This is a genomic window from Rhizobium sp. NPDC092011 (assembly GCF_044756305.1).
Lineage (GTDB): Bacteria > Pseudomonadota > Alphaproteobacteria > Rhizobiales > Rhizobiaceae > Rhizobium.
The window spans coordinates 50282-67170 of record NZ_JBIVSO010000016.1 but is presented as its reverse complement, the minus strand read 5'-3'; the positions used below and the strand labels follow the sequence as shown (position 1 = coordinate 67170).

The following is a 16889-nucleotide window of genomic DNA, read 5'->3' as shown; positions in this document are numbered from 1 at the left end:
ACGGATGACCGCATTGTTGTAGCGTGCTTTATCGGATGGGCGCTGCAGGAACACCGGAGTAGGTTCGCATCTCGGCGAATATGTAAAACGGGCTTCGGCCATACTAACGAAGCTTCGCAGCAAGAGCTTCCAACAGATTGAAAGCACGGGCATATCTCACGCGTCCAGCTGCTATCCGCCACCGAAATGTTCGAGCGTTACAAGGCGAGCCGCTAAAGCGTTTCCGCTTTTCATGGAGTGACGAAAGCGCTCTATCCCGTTGTACTTTTGTGGATTTCCGGCGGAAAGCCGCTGCGCAATTTTCCGCGAAAGGCTCCAGACGTGGTCTTTCGTTAAAACCTGATCAGCGTACCGCCGGGCTTGCCGTCCGACGCACACTTTCCTCGGTCAGCGTCTGTCCGTGGAATTTCGAAAGTGACGCGATGACCTCGTCGATCTCCTTTGCCAGCCGCTGCGCATCCCATCGCAGCGCTGCCGCGGCAATTGCGCCGATTTCGCGCAAGCCCTGGATCGTAAGAAGGCCCTCGATTGCCAAAGTCGTCCTGCGGAAGACGATGTCGGATAGATGGACGACCAGTTCTTGTCGGGCGATCCAGTCGATTTCGAGCGCACTATGCCGTTGCGCACCGCTGATGCGTTGGTCGTCGCTGCACTCTGAGCGATGGGCGAGAATTGCCGCCGCGGTCGTCCCGTATCGGCCGAGCAGTTCGTCGGCCCTGCCGGCCTCGACGCCAGTCTTCGCTGCGATTGACCGGATCCACGTCGCACGCTCGTTGGAATTGACCGGAAAATCCCGGCCGCCGCCGATGGCGAGCCGTTCTGTCGATGTCTTGCGGCTGCGTTGAAGGCGCGTGAGCACCGTGTCCGCTGCCTCTTCGGCAAAGCCGCGGAAGGTGGTCCATTTTCCACCCACCAGCGAAATGATCGGGAAGGGGCGACCGTCTTGCGGCTCGAACACCGGCGCCGAGTGATCGCGGCTGATCAGACCCGGTGACGACGCGTCCGACGCGGGCAGGGGGCGGATGCCGCTATAGCTGTACGTTACCTGATCTCGGTCGAAACGCAGGCCCGGCAGAAGCGAGCGCACGCTGTCGATGAAATAGTCGATCTCGTGTTCCTCGCAGCGGACATTGTCCGGGTCGTCACAGGGAATATCGGTCGAGCCGACCAAAGCCTGCCCTAGATAGCCATAGACGAGGCAAATGCGGCCGTCGTCCGCTTCGAAATAGATCATGTGGCCGTTGAGGCTGCGCACCAATTCCGGATGGTCGAGCAGGATATGAGATCCCTTGGTGCCGCCGATCAGGTGGGCCGGTGCGCCGAGCGCCGCATTGACATGATCGATCCAGGGACCGGCGGCATTGACGACGAGCTTGGGCTTGACCGAAAAAGCATACCCATCCGAACGCTGGAAGGTCAGCTCGCCGTCACGAGAGGAAACCAGCGATGTCGAATTGGCTGCCAGCGAGCCCTTGTTCGCTTCAAGCCCGTCATTGACCAATTCGTAGACCAGACGTTCCGGGCGACTGATCTTGGCGTCATAATAGATGCCGCCGGCAACGATATGTCGCGTCACATGCGGCATTTCCTTGAGTGCGCGCCCCTTCAGCAGAAATCTGTGGCGGGGCATGACCCGGTTACGGGAACCGAAGAAATCATAAAGCGCAAGGCCGATCTTGACGAGCACGGCGCCGCGGCTGCGCGGTGCCGTCGTCGATCCCAGCAAGGTGCGAAGTGCCGCAGGTATGCCGCGCATCCAGGAGAAAATGGGCACGAAGGTCGGCAAAGCCTCGACGCAATGCGGCGCGTTCTTCAACAGCAGGTTCCGTTCGAGTGCCGACTGTGCGACCAACCGGAACTCGCCGGTCTCCAGATATTTCAGGCCACCATGGATCAGGCGCGACGGGGCTGCACTCGTCCCCGAGCCGAAATCGGATTTGTCGACGATCAAACAGTTGACGCCTTGAGCGCAAAGGTCACGAAACAATCCCGCGCCGTTGATGCCCGCGCCGAGAATGACGACGTCGACATCTCCATCTTGAAGTTGCGAGAAGCGTTGTTTCAAATCGGCGGCCATATCGGTCATAACATCATGTCCTGCTGCATTGCCGCGACAGAGCCTGTCCGCGCGGCACAATTGGCGGTCTAGTCTTGGGAGCGTGGAACTGCGAGGTCGCCGATCCGTGGCCAGAGCAGCGTCATGGCTTCGGCAATATCCTTGAAGAGATTGTAGCGAAGCCGGTATTCGTCGCTGCGACGAGGGTCCGGATGATAGGTCGTCGCGATCTTTGCAACATCGCGCGGATCGCTTTCCGGGGTGGCATAGATACTGACCCCGGCGCCGGCGCAAAGTGCGGCACCCCAGGCGGCAGCTTCGTCGGTTTCGGTAGCGGTAGCCGGCATACCGAGCACATCGGCGAACATCTGCACCACGAGAGGATTGCGTGATACGCCACCCGCCAGCCTTGCCTGATCAAAGGAAAAACCGTCGCTTAGGGCGTCAACGTGAATCTTATGGTTGAAGGCGATGCCTTCCAGCACGGCGCGCAGCATGTCGCCGCGGTCATGCCAGCCGCCAAGCCCGAAGAAGCTGGCACTTGCCTCGGCGCCATAGGGTGAGCCGAAGAGGTAAGGGTGAAACAGTGCGCTCGATGGACGGTTGAATGCCGCCTCGATCTCACGGGCGAGCAGGGCGTGAATGGATTGGCCTGCCGCCTCGGCGCTTGCGATGTCGCTGGCGCACAGCTTGTCTAAGAACCATTCATAGTTGGCCGACGACGCCGGCGAGATCGACATGTTGTTCCATTGGCCGGGGGCAATGGCGTTGCGGCAGAACCAGCGGCGATCGACGCGCGGTTCCGACGAGAGCGTCTCGTTGATCGAATAGGTGCCGGCAATGACGGCGACGACGCCTTCCCCATAGCCGCCTGCACCAAGCGCCGATGCGGTCACGTCATGCAGCCCGGCAACAACGGGCGTGCCTTCTGCAAGGCCGGTGCGCCTGGCGACCGCTTCCGTCACATGGCCGACCACGTCGTCGGACCTTGAGATTTGCGGCAGCGCATCGAGCAGTTCGGGCAGGCCGAAGAGAGCAAGCGCATCCGGCGCATAGTTCTGCGTCGAGACATTGGTGAAGGAGGTGCTGGCCTCCGTGCGGTCCGTTCCAACCACGCCGGTCAGGCAGAAGCGCAGCCAGTCCTTGCAGCTCAGGATGTGACCGATTTGCGCATAACGCTCGGCCTCGTTGGCTTTGATCCAGGCAAGCAGCGCCGAGGGCGCCGAGACATGCGGCAATTGGCCGGTCAGCCGCAGGGCTTCATCGGCAAGCGGGCTCTTCAGCCATTGCTCGACAACGGATCCGGCGCGGCTGTCGAGCGACAGCATGGCGCGTCCGAGCGGCTGCTTTGCCTTGTCGAGCAGGTAAATGCCGTCGCCATGCGCAGTCGCGGCGATCGCCTGAATATCGCTGGCCGGGCGGCCGCTGAGTTTGATCGCCTCGGCGATGGCATCTGCCGTCTGCGTCCAGAGCTCGTTCATATCGCGCTCGACGTGACGGGCTTTCGGCATGAACTGGGTCACGCGCCGGCGGGCGACCGCAAGCGGCGTTCCGTCAACATCGAAGATGACGGCCTTGGTGACGGTCAGACCGCTGTCGATTCCGAGCAGACTCGGCATTCCTGTTACTCCTGATGGTGAACGATCCGGCGCGGCCGACATGGCCCCTATGGTCAGGCTCGTTCCTTGTCGCTCCTGGCGACGACCACATTGATGTTCTTGCTCTGCATACGCTCGAGATGCGTTGCTGGGGTCTTTTCGTCGACGATGACGACGTCGAACTCGTCAAGCGTTGCAAAACTGTGTAGCGCCCGCCGTTCGAACTTCGTGTGGTCCATCAGCAGCACGCGCTTGGCGGCGCTGTTGAACATCGCCCGCTTGATGTCGACAAGCTCCGGCGACTGGTGAAAGACGATGTCGTCGATGATGGCCGACATGGAAATGAAGGCAACATCTGCGCGCAAGCGGTTGATTTCGTTGATCGTCATGCGACCCATGAAGGCGTTGCACCAATTGTAGTATTGCCCGCCGAGCGCCAGCAGGTTGACATCATGCATATCCTTGAGTGCATTCATCAACGTCAGCGAATTGGTGATTGCCGTGACCGGAACCTTGGCGGGCAATTGCGATGCCATCTGCAGGACCGTGGTGGAATCGTCGAGGAATATCGCCTGGCCGGGCTCGATGAACTGCATGGCGGCCGTCGCGACCATCTTTTTTTCGCTAGCCTGGCGGTTGGCGCGATAGACGTCGCTGGATTCGATGAGGCTGGTGGCGGTCGCGGTAACGATTCCGCGCGTCTTGCGCAGGAGGCCGCGGCTGACCAGTTCATCGACATCGCGATGGGCGGTCATCAGGCTGATGCCGAACCGCTCCGTCAGATCCTCGATGCGGATGGAGTTCTCCGCCATCACAGCCTCGGCGATCATCTGCCGACGGGCGATCTGACGGGATTGCCGGCTGTCGCTCGGCAGTTCGTCTTGCAGGTAGGAGATGGGGCTTGTCTTGTCTGTCACTTTGGCCTCTGACGCTGAGCCTTGCGGATTATACTTGCCGCAGCGAATGGCATTCTGGATAAAAATTTAGAAATAACAGTTCGCTATTGGAGTTGCTGCAAGTTATGCCTGATGTTTGGTCAGGTGCCCGCCGATGGCGGTGGGGTTGGGGACGCCGTCTCCGGCGTCCCCAATTTGATTACTGAGCCAGAACGAATGGCGCCGTGTACTTGTCGACATTGTCCTTGGTGATCAGGAGGCAATCGAACAGCTGCTTTTCGCTGGCAGCACCGGTCTTTCCGGTCTTCAGGAAGCTGTCGGCCTGCTTGACGGCTTGTTCGGAGAACACAGCAACCGGCTGCAGGACGGTGTACTGCAGTTCGCCAGCCTTGATGGCGGCGACCGCATCCGGCGAACCGTCGAAGCCGCCGACCTTGACGTTGGCGAGCTTGCCGGCTTCCTTGAGCGCGGCAATTGCGCCGAGCGCCATTTCGTCATTGCCCGAGATCACGCCGATAATATCCGGGTGAGCCTGCAGCATGGACTGCATCTTGTTGTGGCCCTGGGTGCGATCCCAGTTGGCAACTTCTTTGGCAACCTTCTGCAGGTCGGGATACTGCGTCAGAACGGTTTCATAGCCGTTCGAACGGGTGGCGGCGTTGTTGTCCGAGGGAGCGCCGAAGAGTTCGGCATACTTGCCCTTGTCGCCAACGGCTTCGACCCATTGCTGTGCACCGATTGCGGCACCCTGGGCGTTGTTGGAAACGAGCTGTGCCTTGGCAAGGCCTTCCTGGTTGATTTCAGCATTGACCAGGAAGACCGGGATGCCGGCAGCAACGGCCTTTTTGACCGCGCCGACGGAGCCGTCAGCATTGGCTGGGTCGAGGATGATGGCGACCGACTTGTTGGTGATGGCCGTATCGATCAGGTTGCTTTCGGTGTTGGTATCGCCCTTATGGGCACCGACCGTTGCCGTGTAGCCGAGCTTTTCGGCAGTCGCCTTGGCGACATTGCCTTCCGTCAGCCAGTAGGGGTTGGACGGATCGTTGACGATGATCGTCATCTGGCCGGCGGCCCATGCTGCTCCCGTCAGAAGCGGTGCCACAGCAACCGCTGCCATGACGATGCGCAAACCTTTTTTGAACATTAGTCTCTCTCCCTTTTAATGAGCTTTGGTGATACCGGCGGACCGGCGGTTCTTTCGCTGGTCGGAAAGTCTCCGGCCAGTGACAAGGTCGTATGCAGCGTCAGCTGGACTTGGTCCGGCGTCCGTACTGAATGCTGTTCATGAGGACGGCCAGCACGATGACTGCGCCGGTAAAGACCGTCTGCCAATAGGCCGACACGCCGATGATCACGAGACCGTCCGACAGGAAGCCGATGACGAAAGCGCCGAGCATGGTGCCGCGCACCGTACCGCGGCCGCCGGTCAAGGCGGCGCCGCCAATCACGACAGCGGCGATTGCCGTCAACTCATAGGTCGTACCGGCGGTCGGGCCGGCCGATGTCAGCTGCGAGGACAGAACCAGGCCGGCGATGGCGGCGCAGACGCCTGAAAACACGTAGACGAGGATCTTCACGCGCTTGACCGGAACACCGGAAAGATCGGCTGCACGCTCGTTGCCGCCCGAGGCATAGAGCCAGCGGCCGAATGCGGTACGGCTGAGAACGAGACCGCAGATGATGGCGAGTGCGGCAAGGACGATGACGCCGATCGGAATGCCGGCGAGGCGATTGAAGCCGAGCCAGTCAAATCCGGTATTGCCCAGTTCGGGACGGCCGCCCAGATTATTGTAGGTGAGACCATTGGTCATCAGCAGCGCAATGCCGCGGGCGACGTAGAGGACGCCAAGCGAAGCGACGAAAGCGGGAACGCGCAGATAGGCGATGAGTACGCCGTTGACGGCACCGACGACCGCACCGAGCGCGCAGGTCAGCACCACCACGGCCCAGACCGGCGGATAAAGAATGACGCCGAAGCTCGAAAGTGTGACGCCCTGCATCAGGAAGCCGGCGATACAGCCGGCTAGGCCGAGCGTCGAGCCGACCGAAAGGTCGATGCCGCCATTCAGAATGACGAGCAACATGCCGATCGCCAGGATGCCGAAGATGGCGACATGCGAGGCCATGGTCAGGAAGTTGCTGAGCGAGAAATAATAGGGCGACAGGAAGGAGAAGACCGCGATGATGACGATCAGCGCGAAGAAGGCGCGTCCTTCGAGAATCAGCCGCACGAGACTGAAATTCTGCCGCTGTCCGTTGGACGCTGGTTTTTTATCTGTGATGTTCGTGACTGACATAATCAGTGCTCCATGAATGCGGCTAGTGCGCGACCACTGCTTCGCCCGAGGCGGCCATGATCTTTTCTTTGGGGACGTCGGGACCGAATTCGGCTGAAATCTTGCCGCGGTGCATGACGATGATGCGATGGGCGATGCTGAGGCACTCGGCGACTTCCGAGGTCGAATAGATCACCGCCAGGCCTTCCTTGGCGCGCTCGGCCAGCAGCTTGAAGACTTCGGCCTTGGCACCGATGTCGATGCCCCGGCTCGGCTCGTCGAGCAGGATCACCTTCGGTTCCGTCGCCAGCATCTTGCCGATGACGACCTTCTGCTGGTTGCCGCCAGAAAGCGAGCCGATTGCAGCCTCGCCACCATCGGTCTTGATGTGAACCTTGCGGATAGATGCGTCGACCAGCGTGCGCTCGCGACCGGTCGATGTGAACAGACCCTTGGTGAAGGCGCCGATACTGGCGAGCGACAGGTTCGAGCCGACCGTCATCGTCTGGACGAGACCGTCACGCTGCCGGTCTTCCGGCACCAGAACAAGGCCCTGGGCGATACGGCCGGCGATGCTGAGATTGCCGAGATCGCTGTTTCCGAGCAGGACGCGGCCGCCGCTCGATTTCAAACGACCCGCCACGCATTCAAGCAACTCGGTGCGCCCTGCGCCCATCAGCCCATAAATGCACACGATCTCGCCGGCGCGGACCTTGAGCGACATGCGGTCGACTGCGTTGTAGGCGGCACCTGAGGGGCCCGGAACGGTGAGATTGTCGATCGTCAGCGCGACATCGCCCATCTTGTAGCCGGTTGGCGGGCTGCCGAGGTCGAAATTGTCGCCGACCATGTTGCGCACGATCCATTCGAGATCGATATCCTTGCGCTCGGCATAGGCCGTCATATTGCCGTCGCGCAGCACGACGGCATGATTGGTGATCTGCAGCGCCTCTTCGAGATGGTGCGAGATATAGACGATCGACACGCCACGGCCGGTCAGATCGCGAATGACCTTGAACAGGACCTCGACTTCGGTGGCGCTGAGCGCCGATGTTGGCTCGTCCATGATGAGGATACGCGAGTTGACCGAAAGCGCCCGGGCGATTTCGACGATCTGCTGCTGACCGAGCCGGAGATCTTCGACCGGCGTCAAGGGATCGATATGCTCTTCCAGTTCCTCCATCAGGGCGCGTGTCTGCCGCTCTTCCTCGGCAAAATCGACCACGCCGCCCTTCATGATCTCGCGGCCCATGAAGATATTGTCGCGGACGCTCAGATTGGGGGCGAGGCTCAATTCCTGGTGGATGATGGAAATGCCGCAGGAGCGGGCATGGGTGGAGGAGGCAAAGCTGATCGCGCTGCCGTCGAGGATGATCTCACCGGAGCTTGGCTGTATGACGCCCGAGAGGATCTTCATCAGCGTCGATTTGCCGGCGCCGTTCTCGCCAAAGAGTGTCGTCACTTCGCCGCTGCGTATGTCGAAATTCACGCCCTTGAGGGCATGAACGTTGCCGTAGGACTTGGCAATGTTACGGGCAGCAAGAACGACTTCGCCGGTTTTGGCCCCTTTTTCTCGTGCCTGGCTCATTTCAGGTCGACCTTCACTGGGGTGACGAGCCAGTTCTTCGGGTTGATGAGCTTGAACACGCCGACAATCGTTGCGGTCTTGCCGGTCAGTTTTTCCGGGTCGAGACTGCCAAGTGTAGCCTTCTTCATCTCGTTGTTGATGGCCGAACCGGCATCCTGATATTCGATCTGATTGGTGAACTGGCCGAACTGGATATTGCCGGTCGCGTCGCGAAGCTCGGTGCCGTTGATTGCCGGCCCGGTCTGGACACGAATGACGACGCCGTCCGGAAGACCTTCGACCTTGAATTCGTTGAGGTTGGCCTTGCGGTCGCCAAATGTGCCGTTGAGCGAGACGGGGAGAACGGGGCCGGTGCTGGTCGCCACGCCGTATTTTTCGCCGGCGGTCTTCTTGTCCGCCAGGACGGCGGTGGCAAGCGTTACCGCATCGACAGCACGTTTCTCGACATCAGCCTGAACCTTCGGGAATTCCTGGGCGCCGTAGCTGTCCGGCTGGAAGCCCTGTTCGCGTACATCGTGCTGAGAGCCGATCGTGACGACCTTGGTATCCGCTGCGATGGCACCGAGCACGATAACGACAGCGGCGACGCCGGCTGCGATCTTGAGCTTGGAACCTGTTGGCTTGGCGGTTGTGTATGCAGTTTGCGTATTCATGTTCAAACGACCTTCGGCGATTGCGCCGGATTGCCTGATGGAGAGGGAGAGAGGTGCTGCGATGCCGGCTACGATCTAGCGGGCGCCGATCCGTATGGTTGGATCTGCGGGCGTTCCATTCGGCTGCAAGCCGCGCCGCGCGGGGAAAGGGAGTTCAGCATCAGGAGCCTCCTCAGCATGCCGGGTGCCGTCTCCTCCGGTCGCCCGTCTTGGTTCTGTCGCCATCGATAACGATGGTTTCTGTGATAGAGTTATGTTAATAACTGTATTTCATATGTTATAAATTTCAGAAGGTGTCAATCATCAAAAACGGGCATTGTGCGTTCTTCGCGATCTCGTGAACATATGTCTGTCAGCTTTTGCGCTCTCATGCTTCAGTTCTACCAATCGCGGATGGGTTGGCCGATCATATTACCGCGGCGGCTTCCATGGGGATCGAGGTATCTCTCATAAGATACTGATATAATGCAATTATATAGAGAGAATGCCCGGAGCATTTGCATCTCGGGTTGACTTCTCTGTCTGACGTATTCGTCCTAGCGTCTCTCTGCTCTGGCCTGCTCCGGCACTTTTCCTGCTGAGTTGCCTGAGATTTGACGCTGATCATTTTATATGAAAAAAATTACAATGCTAGAAAAAAATTACTGCAACCATGATATCTCTGTGTTATAAATTGAACATCGCTATGATGATTGCGTCGGCGCATGATTTGGCGGCGGCTCTGGCGCCGAATCCGACTGGCATTCTATCTAGGGTCGTCCCCGCGCGGGTGTAGGTGCGGGCGATTGAAAATGAAGACGAGCGCAAAGAGTAAAGCCGGGAGGAGCGATGATGGTTTTGGTGAATGCGAGCGCCCCCGGCATGGGGCGTGCAACAATGGAGCTGGTGCGCAATGCCTAAGAGTGATGGGATCATCATCGGGATCGATGCGGGAACCTCCGTTCTCAAGGCGGTTGCTTTCGAACTGTCTGGGCGGCAGATCGCATCGGCGTCCGCACGAAACCGATATGAGACGGGCGATGACGGTTCTGTCACGCAATCACTTGGGCAAACCTGGGCGGATTGCGTCAGCGCCTTGCGCGGTCTCGGCGAGAAGCTGCCGGATCTTGCCACGCGAACGGTGGCGATCGCCGTAACGGGGCAGGGTGATGGCACCTGGCTCGTTGGGGCAGGGAATGCTCCGGTGGGAGAAGCCTGGCTCTGGCTCGATGCGCGCGCCGCGCCGACGGTGACGCGGCTGAGTACCGGCTCGGGTAACCGTGCGCGCTTCGAGGCGACCGGCACGGGCCTCAATACCTGCCAGCAGGGCACGCAGCTCGCCCATATGGATCTCTTCATGCCGGAGCTCCTCGATCGGGCCGAGGCGTCGCTTCATTGCAAGGACTGGCTTTATCTGAACCTGACGGGCATCCGGGCGACCGATCCATCGGAAGCAAGCTTTACCTTCGGCAATTTCCGCAATCGGCAATATGATCCGGTTGTTATCGATGCGCTCGGCCTTGCGCGCCGGCGTTCGCTTTTGCCTGAAATCATCGACGGCACGCAGATCAGCCACCCGCTGACGGCAGAGGCGGCAAAAGCGGCCGGGTTGCTGGCGGGAACGCCTGTCTGCCTCGGTTATGTCGACATGGTCATGACCGCGCTTGGCGCGGGCGTGCGCACCGGCGGTCAGAATGCCGCCTGCTCGACGATCGGTTCAACTGGCGTCCACATGCGCGCGAAAGCCGTGCCTGATGTCCAGCTCAACGACGAGGGAACCGGCTATGTCATCGCCTTGCCGATCCCGGGTATCGTCACCCAGGTCCAGACCAATATGGGCGCGACCATCAATATCGACTGGGTCCTTCGGATCGCGGCGGATCTGATGTCGGAGGGTGGCAATAAGGTCTCCTATTCCGACCTCATTCCGCGCATCGACGCCTGGTTTGCCGAAGCGCGTCCGGCGAACCTTCTCTATCATCCTTATATTTCCGAGGCGGGAGAGCGTGGCCCCTTCGTCAACGCTCATGCCCGCGCCGGGTTCACGGGGCTTTCGACACGGCATGGCTTTGCCGACATGTTGAGGGCAGTGGTCGAAGGGCTCGGCATGGCCACGCGTGACTGCTATGCGGCCATGGGCGACATGCCGTCGGAGTTGCGCATCACCGGAGGGGCTGCCCGTTCGCGCGCGCTTCGCGGCTCGCTTTCTGCGGCCGTCAGGGCGCCGGTGCGCATTTCGGAGCGTGAAGAGGCCGGCGCCGCCGGCGTGGCGATGATGGCGGCGGTCTCCATCGGCGCCTATCCCGACATGGATAGCTGTATTGCCGACTGGGTGACGCCGCTGCTGGGCGACGCCGAGGCGCCCCATGCCGAAAATGCCGATCGCTATGACCGGTTGTTCGACGCCTACAAGGATGTGCGGCAGGCGATCGCGCCGGCTTGGGACAAGCTGGCGCAGCACTAAAGCATCGGCCCGAAAATCGGTTCCGATTTTCTGAAAGCCTGATGCGTGGATTCAAGGAGATAGAGCGCCTTTTTGCTTCCGGAAGGAAGCGCACGCTCTAGCCGGCACCGTGAGCGGGCGCCGTATTCAGATTTGATTTGATGATGCCAAAGGCATCCGAAGGAGCATGACATGATGGAACCGGAAATCTTTGATCTTTTCGTCATCGGCGGAGGCATCAACGGTGCCGGCATCGCCCGCGATGCAGCCGGCCGGGGTCTTTCGGTCATGATGTGCGAAAAAGGCGACCTGGCCGAGGGAACGTCCTCGCGTTCCGGCAAGCTTGTGCATGGTGGCCTGCGCTATCTGGAATATTACGAGTTTCGTCTGGTGCGTGAAGCTCTGATCGAGCGTGAAGTCCTGCTCAATTCCGCGAGCCATATCATCTGGCCGATGCGCTTCGTGCTTCCGCACAGCCCGTCGGATCGTCCGGCATGGCTCGTGCGCCTCGGGCTCTTCCTCTATGATCATCTCGGCGGCCGCAAGAAGCTGCCGGGCACACGCTCGCTCGACCTTCACCGTGATCCCGAGGGCGCGCCGATCCTCGATCAATATTCCAAGGGCTTTGAATATTCCGACTGTTGGGTTGATGACGCACGTCTCGTCGTCCTCAATGCGCTCGATGCCGCAGCCAAGGGCGCGCAGATCCTGACGCGGACGGCCTGCATCAGCGCCCGTCGCGACCAGGGCGGCTGGATCGTCCAGATGCGGAACGAGCGTTCGGGCGAGGTGCGCACGGTGCGGGCGAAGGCGCTGGTGAATGCATCGGGTCCCTGGGTCAACGATATTATTCACCGGGTCGCCGGCTCCAACAGCAGCCGCAGTGTCCGTCTGGTGAAGGGCAGCCATATTATCGTTCCGAAATTCTGGAACGGTCAGCAGGCCTATCTGGTGCAGAACCACGACAAGCGCGTGATCTTCATCAATCCGTATGAGGGCGACAAGGCGCTGATCGGCACGACCGACATTCCCTATGAAGGCAAGCCGGAAGAGGTAAAGGCAGACGAGAAGGAGATCGATTATCTCATCACTGCCGTCAATCGCTACTTCAAGGAAAAGCTGCGCCGCTCCGACGTGCTGGAAAGCTTCTCCGGCGTGCGGCCGCTCTTCGACGATGGCAAGGGCAACCCGTCTGCCGTGACGCGCGATTATGTCTTCGATCTCGATGAGACCGGCGGTGCGCCGCTTCTTAATGTTTTCGGCGGCAAGATCACGACTTTCCGTAAGCTCTCCGAACATGCCATGCAGAAGCTTGCTCGGTTCTTCCCGAAAATGGGCGGCGACTGGACGCGTGGCGCCACGCTTCCCGGCGGTGAAATTCCGAATGCCGACTATGTGTCTTTCGCGGACACGTTGCGCAGCGCCTATCCATGGATGCCGCGCGCGCTCATCAATCATTACGGGCACCTTTACGGCGCACGCACCAAACTCATCGTCGGTGATGCGACGTCGCTCGCCGGGCTTGGCCGTCATTTCGGTGGCAATCTCTACGAGGCCGAAGCTCGGTATCTGGCCGCTTCCGAATGGGCGCAGAAGGCAGAGGACGTGATGATGCGCCGTACCAAGGAAGGGTTGCGCATGACGATCGAGGAGAAGGCCGCGTTTTCCGCCTGGTTCGACACCGAACTGGCGCTGGCCGCCTGACCCAACCGACATCGCCGGGAGACAATATCGATGCCTTTGACCCTATCGCTCAACACCAATCCGCTGGTGAACCGCTTTGCGGAGCCTTCCGACCTGATCGAAACGGTGGCGCGGGACCTGCGCATCCGCGACCTGCAACTGACGCATGAGTTCATCAATCCCAGCTGGCAGGCGCCGGTCATTCGCCGCCTGACGCGCGACATGCAGGCGGCATTGAAGCGCACCGGCGTCCGCGTGACCTCCGGCATGACCGGTCCCTACGGCCGGCTCAACCACTTTGGCCACCCGGACAAGGACGTTCGCCGTTATTATGTCGACTGGTTCAAAACCTTTGCCGATATCACGGCCGATCTCGGCGGCCAGTCGGTGGGCACGCAGTTCGCGATCTTCACCTATAAGGATTATGACAATCCGGCGCGACGCGAGGAACTCCTTCAGATCGCGATCGATTGCTGGGGCGAAGTGGCGGAGCACGCCCGCGCCGCCGGTCTCTCCTATATTTTCTGGGAGCCAATGAGCGTCGGTCGCGAGTTCGGCGAGACGATCGAGGCCTGTCTTTCCTTGCAGGACCGGTTGACGAAGGCGCCATTTGCCATACCGATGTGGATGATGGCCGACATCGACCACGGAGACGTCACGTCCGCAAACCCTGACGATTTTGATCCCTATGCCTGGGCGCGCGCGGTGCCGACGGTTTCGCCGATCATTCACATCAAGCAGAGCCTTATGGACAAGGGTGGGCACCGCCCCTTTACCGCAGAATTCAACGCCAAAGGCCGCATCCAGCCGGCACCGCTTCTTGAGGCCTTCGCTCAAGGTGGCGCCAAGGACAATGAGATCTGCCTTGAACTGTCCTTCAAGGAGCGCGAACCGAACGATCGGCAGGTCATCTCTCAGATCGCCGAAAGCGTCGCCTTCTGGGCTCCTCATATCGACACGGGCGTCGGTGACTTGCATATCTAGCCGCAGAGGTAACTGAGTCCCGATTCTACAATCCAGTCAGCGATACGGCGAGGCCGCGGGGCGCTGATCGGGACTTAAATAAAAGCAGGCGGAATCATATGCGTGAGATGATGAAGAGGAACGGTCGATGACGGATGCCGATGCTTCGCTCGCCGTGCGGGCGGCCTGGCTGCACTATGCCGGCGGACTGACCCAATCCGAGGTGGCAAAGCGCCTCGGCGTTCCCTCGGTCAAGGCACACCGATTGATTGCGCGCGCTGTCGCCGATGGTGTCGTGAAAGTGACGATCGACGGCGACATCGTCGAATGCGTCGAGCTGGAAACCGAGCTTTCGGCGCGGTTCGGCCTGCAATATTGCGAGGTCGCTCCTGACCTTGGCGAAGAAGGCTTTGAATTTCGCGCGCTGGGTCAGGCCGGTGCCGGCTTCCTTCGCCGGGAGATCGAGAGCGGCAACAACAAGGTGATCGGCCTCGGCCATGGCCGTACGCTCTCGTCTGCCGTTCATCATCTGGCGCGAGTCAACGCCAAGGACCTGCGCTTCGTGTCGCTGCTCGGTGGTTTGACCAGAAACTATGCCGCCAACCCCTATGACGTCATGCACCGCATCGCCGAGAAAACCGGCATGCAGGCGCATGTGATGCCCGTGCCGTTCTTTGCCAATACGCGTGAGGATCGCGACGTTCTTCTGGCTCAGCGCGGCGTTAAGGAAGTCTTCGATCTGGCCAATGGCGCCGAGTTGAAGCTCGTTGGTCTCGGCACCGTCGATACGGATGCGCAGCTCGTCCTGTCCGGCATGGTTGAACCGCGGGAGATCAAGGAAGTGACCGCAGCCGGCGGTGTCGGCGAAATTCTCGGGCACTTCTTCGACGCCGAGGGCAATATTCTCGAGACGACGCTGACGGCGCGCACGCTTTCGGCATCGCTACCGCGTTCGAAAGAGGAGCGACTGGTTGCGCTCTCCGGCGGTCTGCCGAAGGTCGAAGCCATTCGAGCCGTTCTGAAAAGCCGTTGTCTCTACGGTTTGATCACGGATGAACGCACAGCGCGGGCTTTGCTGAAAACATAGTCGCTGCACGTTCGGAATGTGATTTCACGACAATATCACAAACCAAATGTTGAATTGTGATGTTTTAATGTTATATTCCTTTCAACTCCACTCAGGCAATGGCCGGAGGGTAAGGTGAAGCGGGAAGAGCGCCAGCAATCGATCATCAATCTGCTCGTCGAGCACAAGACCGTCGACCTCGACGATCTTGCCGATCGCTTCATCGTGTCCAAGATGACCATTCATCGCGATCTGGATGACCTTGAGCAGGCGGGCGTGCTGCGCAAGGTTCGCGGTGGCGCAACGATCGATGCCGGCACGCAGTTCGAGAGCGATTTCCGCTTTCGCGAGCGTCAGGGCCACGAGGAAAAGCTTGCCATGGCGCGCCGGGCGCTGGAGCTGGTCGAACCGGGTATGACCGTGATGATCAATGATGGCTCGATGGCGGCCGTTCTTGGCGAGATGGCGCTGGAGAAGCGACCACTGACATTGATCACCAACAATGCCGCCATCGTCGACAGGATGAGGAACGAAAGCGGCATAACGCTCATCGCGCTTGGCGGTATCTATTCCGCCAAGTTCAACGCCTTCCTGGGCGTCGTCACCGAAGAGGCCCTGTCGCGTCTGCGAGCCGATATCGCATTTCTGTCGACACCGGCCATCTCCGGCAGGCTCGCCTATCATATGGACGACAACGTCGTGCGCACGAAACGCGCCATGATCGCATCGGCCGCCAGGAGCTGCTTGCTCGTCAACCATCAGCGCATAGGGCACACGGCCCTGCATGTGATGGCCGATCTCGCCGATTTCGACGCAATCATTACGGATCGCGCCCCGGATGAGGCAATCGTCGAGCAGTTTCGCCGTGACGGCATCACCCTAACCATTGCTTCTACCCAGGATATGAGATGACAGAGACGCCTCGCTATTGGATCGGCACCAGCTGGAAAATGAACAAGACCCTTGCTGAAGCACGGGCCTTCGCCGAAGCCCTGCGTGCCGCCGATGCTCTTCGGGATCCGCGTATACAGCGGTTCATCATTCCCCCGTTCACGGCCGTGCGCGAGGTGAAGGCCATTCTGTCGGAAAGTTCCGTGAAGGTCGGTGCCCAGAACATGCATTGGGCCGATCAGGGCGCCTGGACCGGGGAAATCTCGCCGCTGATGCTCAAGGATTGCAATCTCGACATTGTCGAGCTCGGCCATTCGGAGCGTCGCGAGTTCTTCGGCGAAACCAACGAGACCGTCGGCCTGAAAACCGAGGCCGCTATTCGTCACGGGTTGATCCCGCTGATCTGCATCGGTGAGACGCTGAGCGATCGCGAGAGCGGTCGTGCCACGGAAATCCTGAGCGAACAGGTGGTCGGTGCGCTCTCGAAGCTTTCCGAGCCGCAGAAGCAGGCGGACATCCTGCTCGCCTATGAGCCGGTCTGGGCGATCGGCGAAAAGGGAATTCCCGCCGAGCCGTCTTATGCCGATGCACGCCAGGCCGAGATCATCGCGGTCGCGCAAAGGGTGCTTGGCCGAAAAATCCCATGCCTTTACGGCGGATCGGTCAATCCGCAAAACTGCGAGGAACTCATTTCCTGCCCGAACGTCGACGGGCTTTTCATCGGGCGCTCCGCCTGGAACGTCGAGGGCTATCTCGACATCCTCGCCAAGTGCGCCGCCAAACTCTGAAGGAGA

At 60.1% G+C, this 16889-nt stretch carries 13 protein-coding genes; 6 read left to right on the top strand and 7 right to left on the bottom strand.

Annotated elements, in window-relative coordinates:
- Positions 1–343 precede the first annotated feature (343 nt).
- The 7 genes from ACIQJ2_RS33150 to ACIQJ2_RS33120 form a co-directional block, all read right to left on the bottom strand.
- Positions 344–2086, bottom strand: coding sequence for a glycerol-3-phosphate dehydrogenase/oxidase (locus tag ACIQJ2_RS33150; RefSeq protein WP_400675783.1), 1743 nt, complete (start codon positions 2084–2086; stop codon positions 344–346).
- 59 nt (positions 2087–2145) lie between these two features.
- A complete protein-coding gene (locus ACIQJ2_RS33145) occupies positions 2146–3675 on the bottom strand; it encodes an FGGY-family carbohydrate kinase (protein ID WP_400675785.1) in 1530 nt (509 codons plus the stop codon).
- Between the two features lie 53 nt (positions 3676–3728).
- Positions 3729–4484, bottom strand: a complete 756-nt coding sequence (locus ACIQJ2_RS33140) for a DeoR/GlpR family DNA-binding transcription regulator (RefSeq protein WP_400675872.1) — start codon at positions 4482–4484, stop codon at positions 3729–3731.
- Between the two features lie 265 nt (positions 4485–4749).
- Positions 4750–5697 (bottom strand): D-ribose ABC transporter substrate-binding protein, encoded by a 948-nt coding sequence (locus tag ACIQJ2_RS33135; protein ID WP_400675787.1) that lies wholly within the window; start codon positions 5695–5697, stop codon positions 4750–4752.
- Positions 5698–5797: 100 nt separating this feature from the next.
- The gene (locus ACIQJ2_RS33130; protein WP_199086885.1) at positions 5798–6850 is read right to left on the bottom strand and encodes an ABC transporter permease; all 1053 of its coding nucleotides are present in this window, start codon (positions 6848–6850) and stop codon (positions 5798–5800) included.
- A 22-nt stretch (positions 6851–6872) separates the two neighbouring features.
- A complete protein-coding gene (locus tag ACIQJ2_RS33125) occupies positions 6873–8417 on the bottom strand; it encodes a sugar ABC transporter ATP-binding protein (protein ID WP_400675789.1) in 1545 nt (514 codons plus the stop codon).
- Positions 8414–9070: a DUF2291 domain-containing protein gene (locus ACIQJ2_RS33120; protein ID WP_400675791.1), complete on the bottom strand. Its 657-nt coding sequence runs from the start codon at positions 9068–9070 to the stop codon at positions 8414–8416. The genes ACIQJ2_RS33125 and ACIQJ2_RS33120 overlap by 4 nt, the downstream gene beginning before the upstream one ends.
- Positions 9071–9962: 892 nt before the next feature.
- Between ACIQJ2_RS33120 and ACIQJ2_RS33115 the strand changes: the two genes are divergently transcribed.
- The 6 genes from ACIQJ2_RS33115 (at position 9963) to ACIQJ2_RS33090 (ending at position 16883) form a co-directional block, all read left to right on the top strand.
- Entirely contained in the window at positions 9963–11513 is a 1551-nt protein-coding gene (locus tag ACIQJ2_RS33115; protein WP_400675793.1) for an FGGY-family carbohydrate kinase, read from the top strand.
- A 171-nt stretch (positions 11514–11684) separates the two neighbouring features.
- Positions 11685–13196 (top strand): glycerol-3-phosphate dehydrogenase, encoded by a 1512-nt coding sequence (locus ACIQJ2_RS33110; protein ID WP_400675795.1) that lies wholly within the window; start codon positions 11685–11687, stop codon positions 13194–13196.
- Positions 13197–13226: 30 nt separating this feature from the next.
- A complete protein-coding gene (locus ACIQJ2_RS33105; protein ID WP_400675797.1) occupies positions 13227–14159 on the top strand; it encodes a sugar phosphate isomerase/epimerase family protein in 933 nt (310 codons plus the stop codon).
- Positions 14160–14286: 127 nt separating this feature from the next.
- A complete protein-coding gene (locus ACIQJ2_RS33100) occupies positions 14287–15225 on the top strand; it encodes a sugar-binding transcriptional regulator (RefSeq protein WP_400675799.1) in 939 nt (312 codons plus the stop codon).
- A 114-nt stretch (positions 15226–15339) separates the two neighbouring features.
- Positions 15340–16116 carry a DeoR/GlpR family DNA-binding transcription regulator gene (locus ACIQJ2_RS33095; protein WP_400675801.1) on the top strand — a complete coding sequence of 259 codons (777 nt, stop codon included), beginning with the start codon at positions 15340–15342 and terminating at the stop codon, positions 16114–16116.
- A complete protein-coding gene (locus tag ACIQJ2_RS33090; RefSeq protein ID WP_400675803.1) occupies positions 16113–16883 on the top strand; it encodes a triose-phosphate isomerase in 771 nt (256 codons plus the stop codon). The genes ACIQJ2_RS33095 and ACIQJ2_RS33090 overlap by 4 nt, the downstream gene beginning before the upstream one ends.
- Positions 16884–16889 lie beyond the last annotated feature (6 nt).